At 67.0% G+C, this 19527-nt stretch carries 16 protein-coding genes and 1 tRNA gene; 9 read left to right on the top strand and 8 right to left on the bottom strand.

All coding sequences use genetic code 11. From position 1 onward, the window contains the following. Nucleotides 1-27 precede the first annotated feature (27 nt). The gene (locus tag ASE67_RS01310; RefSeq protein WP_055756086.1) at nucleotides 28-1032 is read right to left on the bottom strand and encodes a ferritin-like domain-containing protein; all 1005 of its coding nucleotides are present in this window, start codon (nucleotides 1030-1032) and stop codon (nucleotides 28-30) included. 18 nt (nucleotides 1033-1050) lie between these two features. Next, a complete protein-coding gene (locus ASE67_RS01305; protein WP_055756083.1) occupies nucleotides 1051-2016 on the bottom strand; it encodes a ferritin-like domain-containing protein in 966 nt (321 codons plus the stop codon). Between the two features lie 141 nt (nucleotides 2017-2157). Here ASE67_RS01305 and ASE67_RS01300 point away from each other — a divergent pair, with 141 nt between their 5' ends. Further along, complete coding sequence (locus ASE67_RS01300; protein ID WP_055756081.1) at nucleotides 2158-2883, top strand: Crp/Fnr family transcriptional regulator; 726 nt, start codon at nucleotides 2158-2160, stop codon at nucleotides 2881-2883. Between the two features lie 7 nt (nucleotides 2884-2890). On the opposite strand, the gene ASE67_RS01295 is transcribed toward ASE67_RS01300, so the two are convergent. Continuing rightward, entirely contained in the window at nucleotides 2891-4201 is a 1311-nt protein-coding gene (locus ASE67_RS01295; protein WP_055756080.1) for a sigma-54-dependent transcriptional regulator, read from the bottom strand. Continuing rightward, the gene (locus tag ASE67_RS01290; RefSeq protein WP_235511739.1) at nucleotides 4198-5961 is read right to left on the bottom strand and encodes a sensor histidine kinase; all 1764 of its coding nucleotides are present in this window, start codon (nucleotides 5959-5961) and stop codon (nucleotides 4198-4200) included. Before ASE67_RS01290 ends, ASE67_RS01295 begins: the two co-directional genes overlap by 4 nt. A 192-nt stretch (nucleotides 5962-6153) precedes the next feature. On the opposite strand from ASE67_RS01290, the gene ASE67_RS01285 reads away from it, so the two are divergent. The 4 genes from ASE67_RS01285 to ASE67_RS18495 all read left to right on the top strand — a co-directional run bounded on the left by ASE67_RS01285 (nucleotide 6154) and on the right by ASE67_RS18495 (nucleotide 11256). Further along, on the top strand, nucleotides 6154-7494 hold the full coding sequence (locus tag ASE67_RS01285; protein ID WP_055756076.1) for a dicarboxylate/amino acid:cation symporter: 1341 nt from the start codon (nucleotides 6154-6156) through the stop codon (nucleotides 7492-7494). A gap of 84 nt (nucleotides 7495-7578) precedes the next feature. Further along, a complete protein-coding gene (locus ASE67_RS01280) occupies nucleotides 7579-9078 on the top strand; it encodes an alginate export family protein (RefSeq protein WP_055756074.1) in 1500 nt (499 codons plus the stop codon). 74 nt (nucleotides 9079-9152) lie between these two features. Then, nucleotides 9153-10766: an NAD-dependent malic enzyme gene (locus ASE67_RS01275; RefSeq protein ID WP_082456877.1), complete on the top strand. Its 1614-nt coding sequence runs from the start codon at nucleotides 9153-9155 to the stop codon at nucleotides 10764-10766. A gap of 115 nt (nucleotides 10767-10881) precedes the next feature. Beyond that, nucleotides 10882-11256: a hypothetical protein gene (locus tag ASE67_RS18495; RefSeq protein ID WP_055756071.1), complete on the top strand. Its 375-nt coding sequence runs from the start codon at nucleotides 10882-10884 to the stop codon at nucleotides 11254-11256. A gap of 36 nt (nucleotides 11257-11292) precedes the next feature. Here ASE67_RS18495 and ASE67_RS01265 read toward each other — a convergent pair whose 3' ends face one another. Beyond that, complete coding sequence (locus ASE67_RS01265; RefSeq protein WP_082456876.1) at nucleotides 11293-11493, bottom strand: hypothetical protein; 201 nt, start codon at nucleotides 11491-11493, stop codon at nucleotides 11293-11295. A gap of 43 nt (nucleotides 11494-11536) precedes the next feature. Next, the gene (locus ASE67_RS01260) at nucleotides 11537-13744 is read right to left on the bottom strand and encodes a TonB-dependent receptor (protein WP_055756065.1); all 2208 of its coding nucleotides are present in this window, start codon (nucleotides 13742-13744) and stop codon (nucleotides 11537-11539) included. Between the two features lie 88 nt (nucleotides 13745-13832). Between ASE67_RS01260 and ASE67_RS01255 the strand changes: the two genes are divergently transcribed. Continuing rightward, nucleotides 13833-16283, top strand: a complete 2451-nt coding sequence (locus ASE67_RS01255) for a sulfite reductase flavoprotein subunit alpha (RefSeq protein WP_055756063.1) — start codon at nucleotides 13833-13835, stop codon at nucleotides 16281-16283. Nucleotides 16284-16296: 13 nt separating this feature from the next. On the opposite strand, the gene hspQ is transcribed toward ASE67_RS01255, so the two are convergent. Continuing rightward, the gene (hspQ, locus tag ASE67_RS01250; RefSeq protein WP_055756062.1) at nucleotides 16297-16671 is read right to left on the bottom strand and encodes a heat shock protein HspQ; all 375 of its coding nucleotides are present in this window, start codon (nucleotides 16669-16671) and stop codon (nucleotides 16297-16299) included. A 132-nt stretch (nucleotides 16672-16803) separates the two neighbouring features. Between hspQ and ASE67_RS01245 the strand changes: the two genes are divergently transcribed. Next, nucleotides 16804-16893: transfer RNA gene (locus ASE67_RS01245), tRNA-Ser, on the top strand. 79 nt (nucleotides 16894-16972) lie between these two features. Continuing rightward, nucleotides 16973-17425, top strand: a complete 453-nt coding sequence (locus ASE67_RS01240; protein ID WP_055756059.1) for a tRNA (cytidine(34)-2'-O)-methyltransferase — start codon at nucleotides 16973-16975, stop codon at nucleotides 17423-17425. 39 nt (nucleotides 17426-17464) lie between these two features. Here ASE67_RS01240 and ASE67_RS01235 read toward each other — a convergent pair whose 3' ends face one another. Beyond that, on the bottom strand, nucleotides 17465-18319 hold the full coding sequence (locus tag ASE67_RS01235) for a fumarylacetoacetate hydrolase family protein (protein WP_055756057.1): 855 nt from the start codon (nucleotides 18317-18319) through the stop codon (nucleotides 17465-17467). Between the two features lie 163 nt (nucleotides 18320-18482). Here ASE67_RS01235 and ASE67_RS01230 point away from each other — a divergent pair, with 163 nt between their 5' ends. Then, the gene (locus ASE67_RS01230) at nucleotides 18483-19445 is read left to right on the top strand and encodes an alpha/beta hydrolase (protein WP_055756055.1); all 963 of its coding nucleotides are present in this window, start codon (nucleotides 18483-18485) and stop codon (nucleotides 19443-19445) included. The last annotated feature ends 82 nt before the right edge of the window (nucleotides 19446-19527 follow it).

Below are 19527 nucleotides of genomic sequence, written 5' to 3'. Positions count from 1 at the left end.
CCCGGAAACCGGAACGCCGCCTGTCCGTCAGTTCGACGCGCTCGAACGGATCGTCCCGTTGACGCCGTTCGGGAAGAACCCGCCCGCCGTCTTGGCCGTCCGGTCGAGATAGACGATGTTCAGCACTTGGCCCGGCGTCCGGCTGAACGCGATGCCGCTGCCATCGGTCGGCACGATGTTCGACGCGGTGGCGTTGCCGCTGCCGGTCGCACGGACGCCCTGGTCAAGATCGCTGCTGCCATCGAGGCTGTCGCGTGCCGTCGAGATCGCTTCGGTCGCATCGATCAGCGACGGGGTCGCCACGCCCTTGCGATACAGGACCGTCCGGACCAGCCCGGCATGATAGGCTTCTGCCGCATGGATGCCGGCCGCCGCTTCGAGGAACGTCTTGTTGCTGATGAAGCCAACCGCGCCCTTATAGGCGGTGACGCCGACGTCCTCGAAGATGAACGCGCCGAGCAGGAAGTTCTCGTCGGTGGCATAGACGTCGAACGCCGCACCCGATCCGATCAACCCGGCGGCGCGTGCCGCGTTCGAAAAGGCGCTGGTCGCGGTCACGCCGATATCGATCGCCGGCTGCGCGACCGCCGATGATCCCAACGCACTGCGCAGGAAGTTGACGTGCGCGATTTCGTCCGCGGCGATTTCACGAGCGTAGCGAGCGACCAGCGGATCGGTGAAGTTCACCTGCCGCCCGCCGGACACCGTGCCCTGCGTTCCCGTCCCGCTCAGGCTGCTGTTGGGCAGGCCCGCGCCGGTTGCGGCGAACGAGTAGAATTGCGCCTCAAGATATTCGAGGTTCAGCGCGAAGTTCAGCACGTCCGCATCGGTCAGCGCCGTGGTGGCGGTCGGCGTCGGGGTCGGCGTGGGTCCGGGGGTGATGAAGCCGCCGCCGCTGTCGCTGCATGCCGACAGCACCGTCGCACCCGCCGTGGCGATCGCCGCGCCACCGGCATAGCGCATGAAGTCGCGACGCGCGTTGCGCCGCTGGTCGCAGGCTTCGAGGACCTGCAGGATCGGATCGTTATGCATGATGTCTCTCCGTCAGGTTCAGTTGGCAGCGCTGGCGCGGATGGTGCCGTTCACCCCGTTGGGGAAGAAACCGCCGCCATTCACCTGGGCGTTGTTGAGATAGACGATGTTAAGCGTCTGTCCGGCCGACCGGCTGTACGCGATGCCGTTGGTGTCGAGCGGCACGATGTTGCTGGCGTTCGGATTGCTCGACAGCGGCGAGAGGCCCTGATCGAGATCGGTGCTGCCATCGAGGCTGTCGCGCGCGTTCGAAATCGCGTCGGTCGCCTGGATCAGCTGCGCCGATGGGGTTGCAATCCCCTTGGCATACAGCGTCGTGCGGACGATCGCGGCGTGATAGGCCTCGACCGCAAGGATGCCGGCAGCAGCCTCAAGGAACGTCTTGCTGCTCAGCAGCGGTGCGGCGCCCTTATAGGCCGTCACCCCGACATCCTCGAAGATGAATGCGCCGAGCAGGAAATTCTCGTCGCTGGCATAGGGATCGAAGGTCGCGCCGGCACCGATCAGGCCCGCTGCGCGCGCGGCGGAGGAGAAGGCGCCGGTCGCCGACGCGCTGATGTCGATCGCGGGCTGGGAGACCGCTGCGGTGCCGAGCGCGGTGCGGAGAAATTCGACGTGCGCGCGTTCGTCGGCGGCGATTTCGCGGGCATATTGCGCGACCAGCGGATCGGAGAAGCTGACCTGGCGACCACCCGTGACCGCCCCTTGCGTGCCGGTGCCCGTCAGGATCGAATTGGGCAGTCCGCTGCCGAACGCCGCGAAATAATAGAACTGCGCCTCGAGATATTCGAGGTTCAGCGCGAAATTCAGGATGTCCGCGTCGGTCGGCCCGGTCTGTGCCTGCGCGTCACTTGCCTGTGTCATGACGAAAGCGGCGCCGCCAACCGCAGCAGCACCGCCCAGCATCTTGAAGAAATCGCGCCGTTCCTCACGCCGCTTCGCACGCGCATCGAACGCGTGCGTCACCAACATCTGCTCGTCCATGACACCTTCTCCCTGGATCGTTGTGACGACCTAACGAACCGAAGAAGACAAACGAGCCATAACGCATGACGGACGTACGGTTCCGTACAGGGTGCATTCGATGGCTGGATTGCGTCAAATCTTGCAGGCAAAAGACGTGAAATGGCGTTTGCAGTGAATATCGATCGCGTGGGCGAGGTGTGTACTACCCTGCCCACGACGGACAACAGGCTGTTGGGTGCCATGCGCCCCGACACCCGGCGCAAACTTGCGGGCGTCGCCTACCGTGTCGCGTTGCAACCCGGCGAGATCCTGACGCGCAGCGGCGAGGCGATCGACCGGCTGGTGTTCCCCGAGGGAGCGCCGGCGATGCTGTCGCTGTCGACCGGCGGATCGTCGCAGGATGTCGGAATGATCGGACGCGACGGAGTCGTCGGCTGGTCGCGCCTGTTCAGCGATCAGCCCACCCCGTTCACCGCCCGCGCGCATATCCAGCCGGGCAGCGCCATCGTCATCCCCGCAACCGCCGTCGTCGAGGCCGCGAACGAGGATAATGCGCTGCTGAAGGCGATCCTGACCTTTGCCCAGCGCTTTTCGATGCAGATGGCGCGGACGCTGGCATCGGCGCTGCGCGACATACCCGAACGTCGCATCGCCCGGCTGCTGCTGATGATCGACGACCGGATCGATGGCGACACCATGTCGGTGACCCATGCGTCGATCGCGTCCACGCTGAACCTGCGGCGTGCGACCGTCACCGATTGCCTCCATATCCTGGAGGGCGAACATATGGTGCGGTGTTCGCGCGGGCGGATCGTGATGCGCGACCGTGCCGCGCTGGAGGCGCGTGCCGGCCTCGCCTATGTCTCGGACGACGGGCTGGACTGACCCCCGGTTATTGGCCGCGCAGGCTGCGCAGGTCGATGCCCAGCCGCTGGACCTTGTAATAAAACGTCTTGCGCGGGATGCCGAGGCGTTCGATCGCCGCGCCGATTTCCCCGCCCGTCGCGGCGATCGCCGACAGGATCGCTTCCCGTTCAAACGCGGCGATCCGTTCGGGTAGCGGGCGCGTCGCATCGGTGCCAGCCTCTCCCGCGCCGGTCCCCTCCAACCCCAGCACGAACCGGTCGGCGAAATGGGCAAGCTCGCGAACATTGCCCGGCCAGTCGTGGCGCGCCAGCAGGTCGCGGGCAGCATGCGTCAATGCCGGCACCTCACGCCGCAACCGCTTTGCCGACAGGTCGACCAGATGCGCGAACAGCAGCGGCACGTCGTCGCGGCGTTCGCGTAACGGGGGCATGCGCAGCCGGACGGCGGCAAGGCGATACAGCAGGGCCGGTGCGATGGCATCGGGGCCGCGCTGCCCCTCCTCCGCCGCCGTGGCGATGACGCGGATATCGACCGGCACGGCATCGCGCGGCCCCCGGATCGCGCGATCCTCGATCAACTGGGTCAGGCGGCCCTGCAATCCGCGCGACGCCTGATCGATATCGTCGAGGAACAGCGTGCCGCGCTGCGCACCGACGATCCCGCGATCGCCGACGCTCGCGAAGAGTTCATCCTCGATCGCCTGTCCGGGCAGCGCGGCGCAGGCGATGGTCAGGAACCGGTGCCGCGCGCGGCGGCCGGCGCGGTGGATCGCGCGGGCGAACAATTCCTTGCCGGTGCCGGTTTCCCCCTCGATCAACAGGTCGATATCGGCATCGGCGAGGACCGGGATCATCTCACGCAGGCGGGTGATCGCGGGGGAGCGGCCGACCAGCGCCGTGTCCTCCCCGCTCGCCGCCTCGGCCCGCAACCGCCGGTTGTCGAGCGCCAGCGACCGGGCCGCCATCGCGCGGGTCGCCGCCGCGATCAGCGCGTCGGGATCGAACGGCTTGGACAGGAAGTCCCATGCCCCGCCCTTGATCGCATCCACGGCGGTTTCGACATCAGCATGGCCGGTGACCAGCACGACCGGCAGCGTCGGGTCGCGTTCGCGCAAGATCCGGAACAGCTCGATCCCCGACATGTGCGGCATCCGCACATCGGTGACGACGATCCCGTCGAAATCGGCGTCGATCGCTAGCAGGGCCGGGGGTGCGGCGGGAAAGGCGACGACATCAAACCCGGCCAGCGTCAGCAGCTGCGCGGTCGATATCCGCAGGTCCTCGTCATCCTCGACCAGCGCGACGCGGCCGCCACGGGGGTTGTCCGACCCGCTCATGCCACGCGCCGCAACGTCACTTCGAACCGCGCTCCCTGTTCCGACGGCAACGACCGCAACGTGCCGCCCAGATCGGTCATGATATCCTGCGCGATCACCAGCCCCAGCCCCAGACCGGCGGCGCGGCTGGTGACGAAGGGCGTGAACATCCGCTCCGCCACGGCCGGATCGATCCCCGGCCCGTTGTCGGCGACGATCAGCGACACGGCCTGCGGCTCGATCCCCAATTCGATGGCGATGCGCGGTTCCGGGGTTTCGCCCAGTGCCTCGGTCGCGTTCTGGAGCAGGTTCACCAGCACCTGTTCCAACCGCACCCGGCCCGCGACGACCAGCAGGTCGTCGGGCACCGGCGGGAGGATGAAGGCAACCTCCGACAGCCGTTCCTTCAGGATCAGGCGCGCGCCGTCGATCACGTCGATCAGGCGCACCGGCCCGATCGTCCCGCTGCCCTTGCGCGCAAAACCACGCAGTTCGGCAGTCACCAGCCCGATCCGGTCGGTCAGCCGGGCGATCGCGCCGAGGTTGTCGTCGACCGCCGAATGATCGCCGCGTGTCAGCAGCTGGCGCGCGGTCGCGACATAGTTGCGGATCGCGGCCACGGGCTGCGCGGTTTCATGCGCCACGCTGGCGGTGATCTGCCCCAGCGCGGCAAGCCGGTTGGCCTGTCGCAGCCCCTCGCGCAGTTCGGCGGCGCGGGCTTCGGCGGCGGTGCGCTCCTCGATCTCGTCGCGCAGTTCGCGGGTCCGGTCGGCAACCGCCGCTTCCAGCTCGACCGTGCGCAGCGCCCGGCGTCGCGAGCGCTCCCACAGGCCCCACAGCGCGCCGACCAGCGCCAGCGTGACCGCCGCCGCCGCCAGCGCGCTGGTCCGCGCCGCGCCGCCGATCGCCGGTGGCAACGGCATCGCCAGATGCACCTGCCACCCCTCGTCGCCGGGCGCGGTCACCGCGTGCTGCATCGTCCGGCGCTGGCCATTGAGGCGCAGTTCGTCGTCGATGATCGCGAACGGCGGCTGCTTGAGCGCTGCGGCACCGCTATCCGCGCGAACCGCGGCGGCGACCGATGGTTCGATCTGCCGCGTGGTCGCGAACCGCCAGCGCGGATCGCTGGAAATCAACACCACCCCGGCGGCATCGGTAACGAACGTAATTCCGCCCGCCGCGCGCCATTCGCCCTCGATCCGGTCGAATTCCAGCTTCACGACGACCACGCCCCCCTCGGGCGTGCGGCGGCTGAGATAGAGGCCCGGACGATGGCTGACCGTGCCGAGCGCGAACTGGGTCCCGGCCCCCGTCCGCACCGCGTCGCGATAATAACGGCGAAAGCTATAATCGTTGCCGACGAAGCTCTGCGGCTCCGCCCAGTTGCTCGCCGCGATCGCCCGCCCGTCGCGCCCGACGACATAGATGACGCTGGCCGAGGTCGAGCGTGCGAGGGCGGTCAGCTTCCGGTCGAGCGCCCGCCGTGCCGCGTCGCCGCCGCGCACCGCCGCAACGACGTCGCGATCATCGGCCAGCGCCAGCGGCAACAGGCGGAACCGGGCAATCTCACTGGTCAGCAGCACCTGCCGCAGCCGGGCATCGCTCTCGATCTCGGCGAGCGACTCGGCCTGCGCCCGGCGTTCGACCACGCGCCCGACCAGCGCGGCGGCGGCGATGCTCAGCAGGAAACCGCCAAGGATCCACCCTATCCACCATGTCCGCGCCCCGCCCTGCATGACGCGGTTGTAGGTGTGCCGTCCGCCATGTGCAACAATTTGCACCTTTGCCGCCGCAACTGGCGAAAAACTGGCTATTTTTGCCACGCCCAAAATATTTTATTCTGCAATATCAGTACTATGGGTACAGCGATTGCGTTTGTGACAACGAGGGATGCAGCGGATTAAACCATTCCTGTCGCGCCGACCGCCAGCAAGAGCCGGGCCGGGCGCTTACAGAGGATGAAAGGTCGCCGCATGAAATTTGCAACCGACGCCGCCCACCCGCCCGTGCCGCCCGCCGCGAAGCCATGGTACCGGCATCTTTATGCCCAGGTGCTGATCGCGATCGTCGCCGGCGTGCTGCTGGGTCACTTCTACCCGTCGACGGGTGAAGCGCTTAAGCCGATCGGCGATGCCTTCATCAAGCTGGTGAAGATGATTATCGCCCCGGTCATCTTCCTGACCATCGTCACCGGCATCGCCGGCATGCGCGACCTTGCCAGCGTCGGCCGCGTGGCGGGCAAGGCGTTCGCCTATTTCCTGACCTTCTCGACCCTCGCGCTCATCATCGGCATGATCGTCGGCAACGTCGTCCAGCCGGGCGCGGGGCTGAACATCGATCCCGCGACGCTCGATACGTCGAAGGTCACCGAATATGCCGCCAAGGCGCATGACACGACGATCACCGGCTTCCTGACCGGAATCATCCCCGACACGTTCCTGTCGGCGCTGACCGAGGGCAACATCCTCCAGACGCTGTTCGTCGCGATCCTGTTCGGCATCGGCCTCGCCATGATCGGCGACAAGGGCGAACGCGTGCTCGACGCGCTGAACGACATCTCGATCGCCTTCTTCAAGGTCGTCGCGATCGTCATGAAGGCCGCTCCGATCGGCGCATTCGGCGCGATGGCGTTCACCATCGGCAAATACGGCATCGGCACGCTGTTCAGCCTGGCGGCGCTGGTCGGCACCTTCTACCTCACCGCCTTCCTGTTCGTCACGATCGTGCTGGGTGCGGTCGCGCATTTCTGCGGCTTCTCGATCTTCAAGCTGATCTCGTACCTGAAGGCCGAACTGCTGCTGGTGCTCGGCACCTCGTCGTCGGAAAGCGCCCTGCCCTCGCTCATTGAAAAGATGGAGCGCGCCGGCATTCCGAAGTCGATCGTCGGCCTGGTCGTGCCGACCGGCTATTCGTTCAACCTCGATGGCACCAACATCTACATGACCATGGCCGCGCTGTTCATCGCCCAGGCGTGCAACGTGGACCTGACGCTCAGCCAGCAGATCCTGCTGCTCGCCGTCGCGATGCTGTCGTCGAAGGGCGCAGCGGGCGTGACCGGCGCGGGCTTCATCACGCTGGCCGCCACGCTATCGATCGTCCCCTCGGTGCCGGTCGCCGGCATGGCGCTGATCCTGGGTGTCGACCGCTTCATGAGCGAGTGCCGCAGCCTGACGAACTTCATCGGTAACGCGGTGGCAACCGTTGTCGTCGCAAAGTGGGAAGGCAAGCTCGACAAGCACCAGTTCGACGAGGCGCTGGCCGGTCGTGCGGTGCGCGTCGACCAGATGCCCGAAGGCGCGGTTGCCGCCGAGTAATTCCCGTAAGGGCCGGTTCGGGCACAGCCCCGGACCGGCCCCTGCCGACCAGCGCCCTTAAAGGGCGGACAAAGGTATGCCGAGATGAAGACCCTTTTGCGGCTCTGCGCCGCCACCCCGCTGATCGCATCGGCGATCGCCCCCATCGCGGCCCGTGCCGCCGAACCCGCCGCCCCCGCCACGACCCAGCTCGCCGATCGCGGCAATGCCCGCCCGATCGCGCAGGAATATCCGACCGCCGGGGTCGGCGACGGCATCACCGCCGGCGGCTACAACCAGTCGCGCTGGGCCGAGGACTGGACCAAGTATCGCGATCCCAAGAAGCGCGACGACGTGCTCGACCGGCTGAAATACATCCCGATCGCCGGTGACGACGTGTACCTGACGCTGTCGGGCGAGTTCCGCTACCGCGTCAACCTGACCACCAATCCCAACCTGCGCGACCGCGAGGGGCAGCGGCAGGACATCAACCGCATCGTCGGCGGTGCCGACCTGCATCTGGGCGATCATGTCCGCCTGTACGGCGAACTGGCCCATGCCGGCATGTCGGGCCGCAACCTGGGCGTGAAGGCGGGACAGCTGCACAACGACCTGGTGGTGCAGCAGAGCTTCGTCGACGTGACCGGCACGGTCGGCGGCGTCGACCTGGGCGTGCGCTATGGGCGACAGACCTTTGCCGACGGCCCGAACCTGATGGTCGTGCCGCGCGACAACAACACGATCTTCTTCGTCTATAACGGCGTGCGCGCCTGGGCGAAGGGCGACAAGGTTCGCGGCGACGTGTTCGATTTCAAGACGACGCGGCTGGGCGTCGGCGGCACCGGCGACGACATCGTCGACGACAATCGCCGCTTTTCGGGTGGCACCGCTGGATTCGTCCTGCCGAAGTCGCTGCTGGGTGGGTCGAACCTCTATTTCGATCCGTTCTTCTGGCGGCTGCGCAACAGCAACGCGACCTGGGGCACGCGCACGACCGAGGAAGTGCGCAAATTCTACGGCCTGCACCTCTATGGCGATAGCGGCCCGGTCAACATCGACTGGACGGTCAACTATCAGGGCGGCGAGTTCGACAACCGGCCGATCTCGGCATGGCTGGTCCTGCTCCAGCAGACGTACAAGGTCGGCAAGTCGAAGACCGCACCGCGCGTCGGCTTCCACTTCGATTATGCCAGCGGCGGCGGGGCCTATGGCAACGGTACGCTGAAAACCTCGCTCGCGCCGTTCGGCAACAACATCTACTACAGCTACCAGCTGTATGCGACGCCGACGAACCTGATCGCCTTTGCGCCGAGCGCCCAGTTCCAGCCGACGCCGAAGCTGCGCATCGCGACCGAATATCAGCTGTCGTGGCGCGACAGCCTGAACGACGCGGTGTACCGCGCCAACGGACAGGCCTTTGCCGGCACGCAGCTCGGCAATGCGCGCAAGGTCGCCGATACCATCCGCTTCCAGGCGATCTATGCCGTCAGCCCGCGCGTCAGCCTGACCGCGCGCTACGAGCATCTGATCGCCGGCCCGGCGCTGACCGATGCGAACTACAAAAGCTCCGACTTCCTTGCAGGCTGGATCAGCTTCCGCTTCTGAGTTCCTTGAGCAACCTTCTCGCCCCGGCGGCTTCCGCCGGGGCGTTTTCGTCTTTTGAATCGAAGGGTCCGATCATGTCCCCCGCCGCCCACGCCGCCGCCCGCGCGCTGCTCGCCGATCCGCTGACCAACAAGGGCACCGCCTTTACCGAGGCGGAGCGCGACCAATGGGGGCTGCACGGCCTGCTCCCGCCGCATGTCGGAACGCTGGACAGCCAGATCGAGCGGCGGCAGCGCGCGCTGGCCGGAATGCCCGACGATTTCCACCGCTACAGCTTCCTGCGCGAATTGCAGGATTCGAACGAAATCCTGTTCCACGCGATGGTGCAGCGCGACCTGCCGGCGATGCTGCCGCTGGTCTACACCCCGACCGTCGGCGAAGGGTGCGAGCGGTTCAGCGATATCTGGCGGCGGCCGCGCGGGCTGTTCCTGTCATGGCCCAATCGCCAGCGCATCGCCGAAATCCTCGCCGATCCCGCTCTCGACCGGGTGAAGGTGATCGTCGTCAGCGACGGCGAACGCATCCTGGGCCTGGGCGATCAGGGGGCGGGCGGCATGGGCATCCCGATCGGCAAGCTGGCGCTCTACACCGCCTGTGCCGGCATCCATCCGTCGGAGGTGCTGCCGATCCTGCTCGACGTCGGGACCGACAATGCCGCGCGGCGCGAGGACCCGCTCTATGTCGGCTGGCGTCACCCGCGCATCCGGGGAGCCGAATATGACGCGTTCGTCGAGGATTTCGTCAGCGCCGTCGCCGACCGCTTCCCCGGCGTACTGCTGCAATGGGAGGATTTCGCCGGGCACAACGCGTACCGTCTGCTGGAGCGGTATCGCGACCGGCTGCTGAGCTTCAACGACGATATCCAGGGTACCGCCGCGACGGCGGTCGGGACGCTGCTGTCGGCCATCGGGCGTACCGGCGTTCCGCTGTCCGAACAGCGGATCCTGCTGTTCGGCGCGGGGGCTGCCGGATGCGGCATCGCCGACATGCTGGTGCAGGCGTTGCAGGCCGATGGCCTGTCCGCCGAACAGGCCCGCGCGCATATCTGGGCAGTGGACCGCGACGGGCTGATCCTGTCCGACATGGATGATCTGTCGACCGGGCAGCGCACCTATGCCCGCGATCCCGCAGAGGTGGCGGACTGGACCCGCACGTCGCACGGCGCGATCGACCTGTTCGATGCGGTCGCCAATATCCATCCAACCGTCCTGATCGGTGCCTCGGGCCAGCATGGCGCGTTCGGCGAAGCGGTCGTGCGCACCATGGCCCAGTCGGTCGAGCGCCCGGTGATCTTTCCGCTCTCCAACCCGGTCTCACGCGCCGAGGCGCATCCGGTCGACCTTGCCCGCTGGAGCGCCGGACGCGCGGTGATCGGCACCGGTAGCCCATTCGGCATCGCCGATGTGACGCAGGTGAACAACGTCTATATCTTCCCGGGCGTCGGGCTGGGCGCGCTGGCGGCACAGGCGCGAACGATCACCGACACGATGTTCATGGCCGCCGCCCGTGCGCTGGGCGCGATGGGGGGCGATACGACGCTGCTGCCGCCGATCGAGCGGCTGCGCGACGTGGCGCTCGACATCGCGGTCGTGGTCGCGGCACAGGCGGTGGCGGACGGCGTGGCCGCCCCCGACGTGGTGATCGATCGCGACACCATCGCGGAGCAGATGTGGCAGCCCGCCTATTGATCGCCGCAGCGAATCGGGAACCATCGACCTGCATGGAGTCTTTCTGACTGCTGTCAATCCTGTCCAGCAGGGGTTCAGGCGAATCCCGGCAAGACAGCGGCAGAGAGGAAGCATCATGAAGAAGTTGATGAACATTTTTGCCGGCATCGGCCTGACCATCGCCGGCTTGACCGCCGTTCCCGCCGTTGCCGACGCACAGCCGGGCCGCCACGGGTACCGCGACCACGGTCCCCGCGCGCATCACGACGATCGTCGCTGGGACGATCGCCGCCACTGGGACAATCGTCGCGGCTGGGACAACCGTCGCGCGTATAACGACCGTCGCCGCTGGGACGAGCGTCGCCGGTGGGACGCACGTCGCGGTGACCGCTACGGCTATCGCGGGGAACGGGTCGTCCCCGGCTGGTCGCGCGAGGCCGCCGCGATGGGCGTCGATTATCGTGGCCCCTGCCGCTACGTGATCCGCAACGGCCGCCGCGTCTGCGGTTAAGCGAAACGCCCCCTTCCGGCCCGTGCCGGGAGGGGGTTATTTCTTGGGCGTGACCCACACCGATACGGGCACCACGACCTTGCCCGGTGCCGGCTTGCCCACATCCACCCGGTCGGCGGTGACCAGTTCGCCGGTTTCGAGGTTGAACGAGGCCCAGGGCTTCGGCATCCGGCCAAAGGTCATCTTCTGGATCGGCTGGCCGGTGGTCGAATTCATGATAGTGGCAATAACAGGCATGGGCCGCGCCTAGCCCCCGCCCCGCCCCGCTGTCCAGCCCGACTCAGAACCGCATGTCCCAGCCCAGCGTGAACGTCCGCCCGCGCCCGGCGAAGAACGCGAAATTGTCGTTCGGCAGGCGGGTGTCGCTGCTATAGTCGATATAGAAGCGGTTAAAGATGTTCTGCGCGCTGAGCGACAGCCCGCCGAACTTCGTCTGGTACCGGATCGACGCGTCGGTGACGTCATAGCCACCGAAGTTGTTGTCGGGGCTGGGGTTCGCCTTCCCCCGGAAGTTGCGCGACAGATAGAATTGCGTCTGCACCCGCGCCGTCACCGGCCCGGTTGCCAGATCGGCGGTAAGGTTCAGCCGGTCGGGGGAGATATTGGTCCCGTCCAGATCGGTATCGACCACGCCATCCGCCGGGCTACGGTCGCTGTCATAGCGGCCGAGGATATGGGCATAGCCGGTCGAGACGCGGAGGCCGGGCAGCGGCGTCTGCACCGCCAGGTTCACCTCCAGCCCCTCGATCTGGACGCGCTGGCGCTGCACCTCGAAGATGCCGTTGCCCTGCGCGACCAGCAATTGCCCCCGGTCGCTCGAAGACCAGAAATAGGTCGCGCCGGCGTCCAGTGGCCCGCGCTTCACCTCGACGCCGACCTCCCGATTGTTCGACACGACCGGCTGGATGTCGAGGAAACTGTCCAGCCGGACGCCCGGCGTCGAAATCGCGCGGGTGATGCGCCCGATATCGGCCATGGTGAAGCCTTGCGCATAGCTGGCATAGGCGCGCACCCCGGTCAGCGGCTCGACGATCAGCCCGCCATTGAACAGCACGTCGCTGAATTTGGGCGTGCCGCCGGTCACAGCGACGCCGGCATAGGTCCGCGCATTCCTGCCGTCATAGGTGGTCGATGCCAGCGTGCGGAAATCGTCGATGCGGACCTGCACATTCTCCCACCGGGCACCGCCCGCCACGCGGACCAGCCCGTCGGCAAGCTTCAGATTGCCTTGCACGAACGGCGCAAGGCTGCGGAAATCGGCGGGCGGCACCCAGATGCGGTTGGTGGCGATCAGCCGCTGCTCGGTCTTGTCGAACAGCGCGTCGAACCCGATGGTCGCGACCAGTGCCTCGAACCCCGGCACGGCGCGTTCATAGCTCGCCTTTGCGCCCAGCTTGCGCGAGCGGTTTTCCGACTGGTCGAACAGCGTGCCGACCGGCGCGATCGCCGGGTCCTGAAACGTCGCCTGGATCGCGACCTCCCCGCCGAAGGTGTCGTGGGTGCGGTTGAAGAACAGCTGCGTGACCAGGTTCCCGCCCAGCACGTCGCTGTCGGTGTAGGATAGCGACAGCGCTTCCGCGCGGTTGGCGGCGGGCCGCCCCGGCGGGGTTCCGCGCACCGCGCTGGTCGGCACGCCGGTGCGGCGATTGCCGGCGATCGCGAGATAGTCGCCATCGCCCTTCAACTCGAACCGGTTGGCGATCAGGTCGAGCCGCCCGGTCGCGCCGACCTCCATCCCCAGCCGCGCAAAATAATCGGTCGCACGCGAACCCTGCGTTTCGCCTTGCGTCAGGTTGATGCCGACCCGCCGGTCTTGCGCGTCATAGAACGCGCCGCGCCGTTCATGGCTGGCCCCGATCGTGGCATCGAACCGGCCCGATTTCGATTGGACCAGCCCGGCGACCTTGCCACCGACGCCATCACGCTCGAACCCGTCCGATGCCGTGCCCTGCACCAGCGCGCGACCGCTGACACCCTCCTGTCGCGGGGCGCCAACCGTCACCTGGTTGACGATACCGCCGGTGCCGCCGACGCCCTGCAACGCGTTCGATCCATAGATCAGCTCGACCCGATCGATGAAGAAGCCATCGATGGTGAAGCCGTCGCGGCTGCCGTCGCGCAAGGGGGTCGTCTGCGGAATGCCGTTGATCGCATAGAGTGGCGAGCGTCCGCGCAGCGTCTCCCCCGCGCCCGACAATTTGCCGCGCGTGGGCGAAAAGCTTGGGGTCAGTGTCGCGACGGCATCGGTGATGCTGCCCGATATCGCGATCTGCTGGTCAATCGCCTGCTTGTCGAGGATGTCGATGGTCAGCGGCAGCGCATTGGGCGGCAGGATGGTACGCGCGGCGGTAACGACGATCTCTTCGTCGGCCGGCGGGGCTTCGGCGGTGGGCGACGCCGGGTCGGTGCCCTGCGCCATCGCTGGTATCGCCAGCAGCGCCAGACCCGCTACACTTGCCATCAACGGCAGGCGCGTGTTCCACCCCATTGTCATTTCCCTTGCGTAATATTGACCCCGAACTGTCGCGCCGCTAACGCGATCCATTATCAATATCAAGTCTGTTTGAGCCTGCCGCATGACCCGGAACATCCTGTTTCAGATTCACTGGTTCCTCGGCATCACCGCCGGCCTCGTGCTGGCGGTGATGGGCGTGACCGGTGCGACGCTGAGTTTCGAGCCGGAAATCCTGGCAGCCCTGAACCGCGACCGTCCGGCGGCGGTCTCGGCGCAGCGCCTGACGGTGCCGCAATTGATCGCGCAGGTTAAGCGTCAGCGTCCCAACGCAAAGATCAGCCGCCTCACCATTCCGACCGTGCCCCGCGAGATGACCACGGTGTCCTATCAGCGGGGCCCGTCAAAGGACCGCGTGGTCGAGCGGGTCGACCCGTTTACCGGCACCCTGCTCGGCGAACCGCGCGGGGCGGAGGTGCTGGAGGTCGTCGAGCACCTGCATCGCTGGCTGGCGCTACCGGGCGAAGGCAACGGGATCGGGCGGCAGATCACCGGCTTTTCGGCGATCGCGCTGATCTATTTCGCGCTGTCCGGCCTGTATCTGCGCTGGCCCAAGCGTCCGCTCGACTGGCGCAACTGGTTCGTACTCGACCTGCGCAAGACCGGGCGCAACCTTTACCGGATGCTGCATGCCGTCATCGGCGGCTGGGTGCTGCTCTTCTACCTCGTCAGCGGCTTTACCGGGCTGTGGTGGTCGTACGACTGGTATCGACAGGGCGTCCGTGCGTTGCTGGTCGCCGAAGCGCCGACCGAAAAACATGACGGGCCAAAGGACGCACCGGTCGATCTGGCGCGCGCATGGGACGGCTTCGTCCGCGCGACCGGCGGTCGTTCCTATGATCGCATTACGATGAGCGTGCGCGACTATGGCGAGGTGCAGTTCCGCGCCAAGCTGCCGGATGCGCGGCACGACCGGGTAAGCGACGAACTGACCATCGACGGCAGAACCGGCGCAGTGATCGACGATCAGCCCTATGCTACCCGGCCGCTGGGCGAGGATATCGTCACCAGCGTGTTCGAAATCCATCGCGGTGCCTATTTCGGGATCGTCGGGCGGATCGCGATGCTGCTGGCCAGCCTGACCATGCCGCTGTTCACCATCACCGGCTTCCTGCTCTATTTCGCGCGTCGCCGGCGCAAGGCGGCGCTGGCACAGGTCGTCGCCGATGCCACCGACGTGCCCGTCGAACAGGCAACGACGCTGGTCGCCTATGCCAGCCAGACCGGATCGGCCGAGCGTATCGCCCGGCTGACCGCCGACGCCCTGCCCCACGCCGCCGCGCTGCCGATCACATCGCTCGACCATGCCACGCTGGCGCGCGCCAGCCGGTTGTTCGTCGTCGCCAGCACCTATGGCGAGGGCGAGCCGCCCGACAATGCGCGGGGGTTTGCCCGGACGATGGAGCGCGATGCGCCCGACCTGTCGCATCTCGACTATGCCGTCATGGCGCTCGGCGACCGCGAATATGCCGAGTTCTGCGCCTTCGGCCACCGGGTCGATCGCTGGCTGCACGACCACGGCGCCACCCGCCTCTTCGACGCGGTGGAGGCGGACGGCAACGATGACGATGCGCAGCGCCAATGGCAGCACCAGCTGGCCGGGCTTGGCGGGCGTACCGATCAGCCCGATTGGGCCCCCGCCGCGATGGAGGACTGGCGGCTGGTCGACCGCCGCCTGCTGAACTCCGGCAGCCTAGGGGGCGAGGCGTGGCAGATTACGCTGGCACCGGTCGCGAACGCCGCCCAGTGGATGCCCGGCGATATCATCGAAATCCTGCCGCAGCAGGATGTGCGGAGGGTCGATGCCTATCTGGCCGCGACCGGTCTGGCCGATACCTCCGACAATCGCGCGATGCTGATGACCAGCATCCTGCCGACCGGTGCGGGCGACGTCGCCACCCGCAAGCCGATCGGGCACCGCGAATATTCGATCGCGTCGATCGCCGAATCGGGCCGGGTCGAGCTGATCGTCCGGCGCTGCACGGCGAGCGACGGCTTTGACGGGCTGGGATCGGGCTGGCTGTGCCATGGCGCACCGCTTGGCGGTATCGTGCAGGCGCGGGTGCGATCGAACCCGGCGTTCCACCCGCCCGCCGACAACAACATCCCGTTGATCGTGATCGGCAACGGGACCGGTCTTGCCGGCCTCCTCGCCCATCTGCGCCACCGCGCGGCATTGGGAGGCGCTCCGGCGACGCTCTATTGGGGTGAGCGGCATCCTGCGCAGGACGACTTCCTCGCCGACGAGCGACAGGCGCTATGCGATGCGGGTGTCCTCGCCGACCAGCACATTGCCTGGTCACGCCGGCCGGGCGGCTATCGCTATGTGCAGGATGCCGTGGGGGCGCATGCGGACGCGATTCGGTCGGCGATCGATGCCGGCGGGGCGATCTATGTCTGCGGCAGCGTGCAGGGCATGGCGCCCGGCGTCCATGCCGCGCTGGCCACGATCCTCGGCGAATCGCTGCTGGAGGAGATGCTCGGCGACGGTCGCTATCGCCGGGATATCTATTGAACGGTGCCGCCCCTCAATGCCGGTGTTCGTGGCGCAACTGGTAGCGGCCATCGGCGTAATCGTCGAACAGCCCCCGGATCGCGGGATGGTCGACCGGCTCCTCGCTGTCGTCGACGATCAGGTTCTGCTGGCTGACATAGGCGACATAGCTCGCCTCGGCATTTTCGGCGAGCAGGTGGTAGAAGGGCTGGTCCTTCCGCGGCCGCGCATCGGCGGGGATCGATTCATACCATTCCTCGCTGTTCGCAAAGACCGGATCGATATCGAACACGACCCCGCGAAAATCGAACAGCCGGTGACGCACGACCTCCCCGATCGAGAAACGGGCATGGGCGATCGGCGGCAACGGGGTACCAAGGTCGAGCAGCGGGGCAGAAATGGCCTTCATGCAAAATAATCTAGGGTCGATGTGCGTTTGCAGCAAGGATGCGCTTGCACATCCCGAATCCTTGGGCTAACCGGCCTCCCTCGCTGACCAACGTGCCGCGTCAAACACGGCATATGAGCGGAAAACCTCTGCGGAGAGGTGGCAGAGTGGTCGATTGTACCGCACTCGAAATGCGGCGTGCCTTTACGGGTACCGAGGGTTCGAATCCCTCCCTCTCCGCCACTTACCTGACAGTCCGAACCACGCGCCGCCCTGCAACGGGCCGCTTGCGCATCGCGTTCGTCCGCGCCAAGCAGCGGCGATGCGTATCGCGCTTTATGAACCCGAAATCGCGGGCAATGTCGGGGCCGTGCTGCGGCTGGGGGCCTGTCTGGGCGTCGCGGTCGACCTGATCGAGCCGCTGGGCTTTGCATGGGACGATCGCCGCGTGCGGCGGACGGCCATGGACTATATTGACCATGTGTCGGTAACGCGCCACGCCGACTTCGCCGCGTTCCAGGCGGCGCGGGCCGGCGCGCGGCTGATCCTCTTCACGACCAAGGCGACGCGGTCCGCCTATGACTTCCGGTTCGAGGCCGACGACGTGCTGCTGTTCGGCAAGGAAAGCGCGGGCGTGCCGCAAGGCGTCGCCGATCGCTGCGACATCGGCCTGCGCCTGCCAATCCGGGCAGAGGTCCGCTCGATGAATCTCGCCACTGCCGCCGCACTGGCGCTGGGCGAGGCGCTGCGCCAGACCGACGCGCTGCCGAAATAAAAAGAGGGCGCCGGTCCCGCGACCGGCGCCCCTGCCCCGTCACCCCAGAACGGCGTCGCCCAGATGGCGCCATTCGACGACCTGCTGCGTCTGTTCGCCCAGCCCGGCGATGCCGAGCGTCATCGTGTCGCCGGCCTTCAGATAGATCGATTGCGGCTTCTTGCCCTCACCCACGCCCGGCGGGGTGCCGGTAATCATCAGGTCGCCGGGATAGAGGGTGATATATTCGCTGACATAGGAAATCAGCTCGGCCACGTCGAAGATCATCGTGCGAGTGTTCCCGGTCTGCATCCGTTCGCCGTTCACGTCGAGGAACATGGCGAGGTCCTGCGGATCGGCAATCTCGTCGGGGGTCACCAGCCACGGGCCAACCGGGCAAAAGCTGTCATGCCCCTTCCCCTTCGACCATTGCGTGCCGCGCTGCTTCTGGTTGAAGCGTTCCGACACATCATTGGCGATGGTGTAGCCGGCGACGTGGGCAAGCGCGTCCTCCTTGCTGACATAGCGTGCGGTCTTGCCGATCACGATGGCCAGTTCGACTTCCCAGTCGGCATGGGTCGATCCGCGCGGCAGCATCACCTCGTCGTTCGGGCCGGTCAGCGACGACAGCGCCTTCATGAACATCATCGGTTCGCTCGGCACTGGCAGGTTCGATTCGGCGGCATGGTCGGCATAGTTCAGGCCGATCGCCACGATCTTGCCGATCCCCTTGATCGGCACACCATGGCGGGGCGCACCGTCGACTACGGCCAGGCTGGCGATATCGACCGACAGGTCGCGGATCGTGTCGACGGTGATGTCGTCGATCACGCCCGACAGGTCGCGGACGCGGCCATCGGCATCGACCACGCCCGGCTTTTCCGCGCCCCGTTCCCCATAGCGACAGAATTTCATTGCACGTCTCCCGAAGATTCGCAGCGCCCGCGCGGTGCCGTTTCGTCGCTTCCCCTCGCTCCGCGCCCGAACCACGTCAAGCGGTGGTGACGGGCCTCGACGGATAGTCATCGGCCCGCCATGTTGCCCGCGTAACGGCCACGGGGATGGGCAGAGAACGCGAATGACGACCGGCACGGGCACTTTATTGGGCCGCCGCGCCCTGATCGGCGGAGGTGTCGCAGCGGGCCTCGCCGCGACGCTGCCGGCGCGGGCCGCTGCGCCGCTGCGCTTCCGCCCGATCTGGCCGAGCGGCCCGCCGGGCAGCGCGGCGGTGCATGTCGTCGAGCAGGAAGTGCCACGATCGGCGACCGGCCCGGCGGACGATACTGCCTTCGTCCATGTCCGCACCCCGGCGCTGGCCCATGCCGTGCCGTTGCGGCCGAATGGCGCGGCGATCCTGCTGATCCCCGGCGGCGGCTATCGGCGGGTGGCGGTGGGGCACGACGGACGCGATATGCTGCAGTTCTTCGCCGATCGCGGCTATCACGCCTATCTGCTGAAATATCGTCTGCCGAGCGATCCCTGGGCCGGTGGGCCCGATACGCCGCTTCAGGACGCGCAGCGGGCGTTGCGGGTCATCCGAGCGGAGGCGACAGCGAACGGCGTCGACCGGGATCGGATCGGGGTGATGGGATTTTCGGCGGGCGGGCACCTTGCGGCGATGCTCGCCTATCGGATCGATGCGACCTACCGCGCCGCCGATCCCATCGACGCGCAGCCGCTGCGCGCGCGGATCGCTTGCCTGCTGTATCCGGTCGCGTTGATGGGGGCCGCCGGGACCCATCGGGCATCACAGGACCAGCTGCTCGGCCCGAACGCCCCGCCCGAACAGGCCGCCTATTACCGCACCGACGCGCGGATCACCGCCGCCAGTCCGCCCACTTTCCTGACCCATGCGATCGACGACGGCATCGTCGCGGTCGACAATACGCTCGCGCTGCTTGCCGCGCTGCGCCGGTCGAAGGTCGCCGCGGAGGCGTATCTGCCGGAGCTGGGCGGGCATGGCTTCGGCGTATTGCGCGACGGCCGCGCCGCGCCATGGACCGCCCTGTTCCTCGAATGGGCCAGACGACACGGTTTATAAGGATTTGACTGTCACCGGAACGACCCGGTTCGCGCATACGTATTGCGCGTGACAAGCGTTCGACATTCGATACTGTCGTTCG

The organism is Sphingomonas sp. Leaf23, assembly GCF_001421585.1.
Taxonomy (GTDB): domain Bacteria; phylum Pseudomonadota; class Alphaproteobacteria; order Sphingomonadales; family Sphingomonadaceae; genus Sphingomonas.
This window is presented reverse-complemented; position numbering and strand designations above follow the sequence as displayed.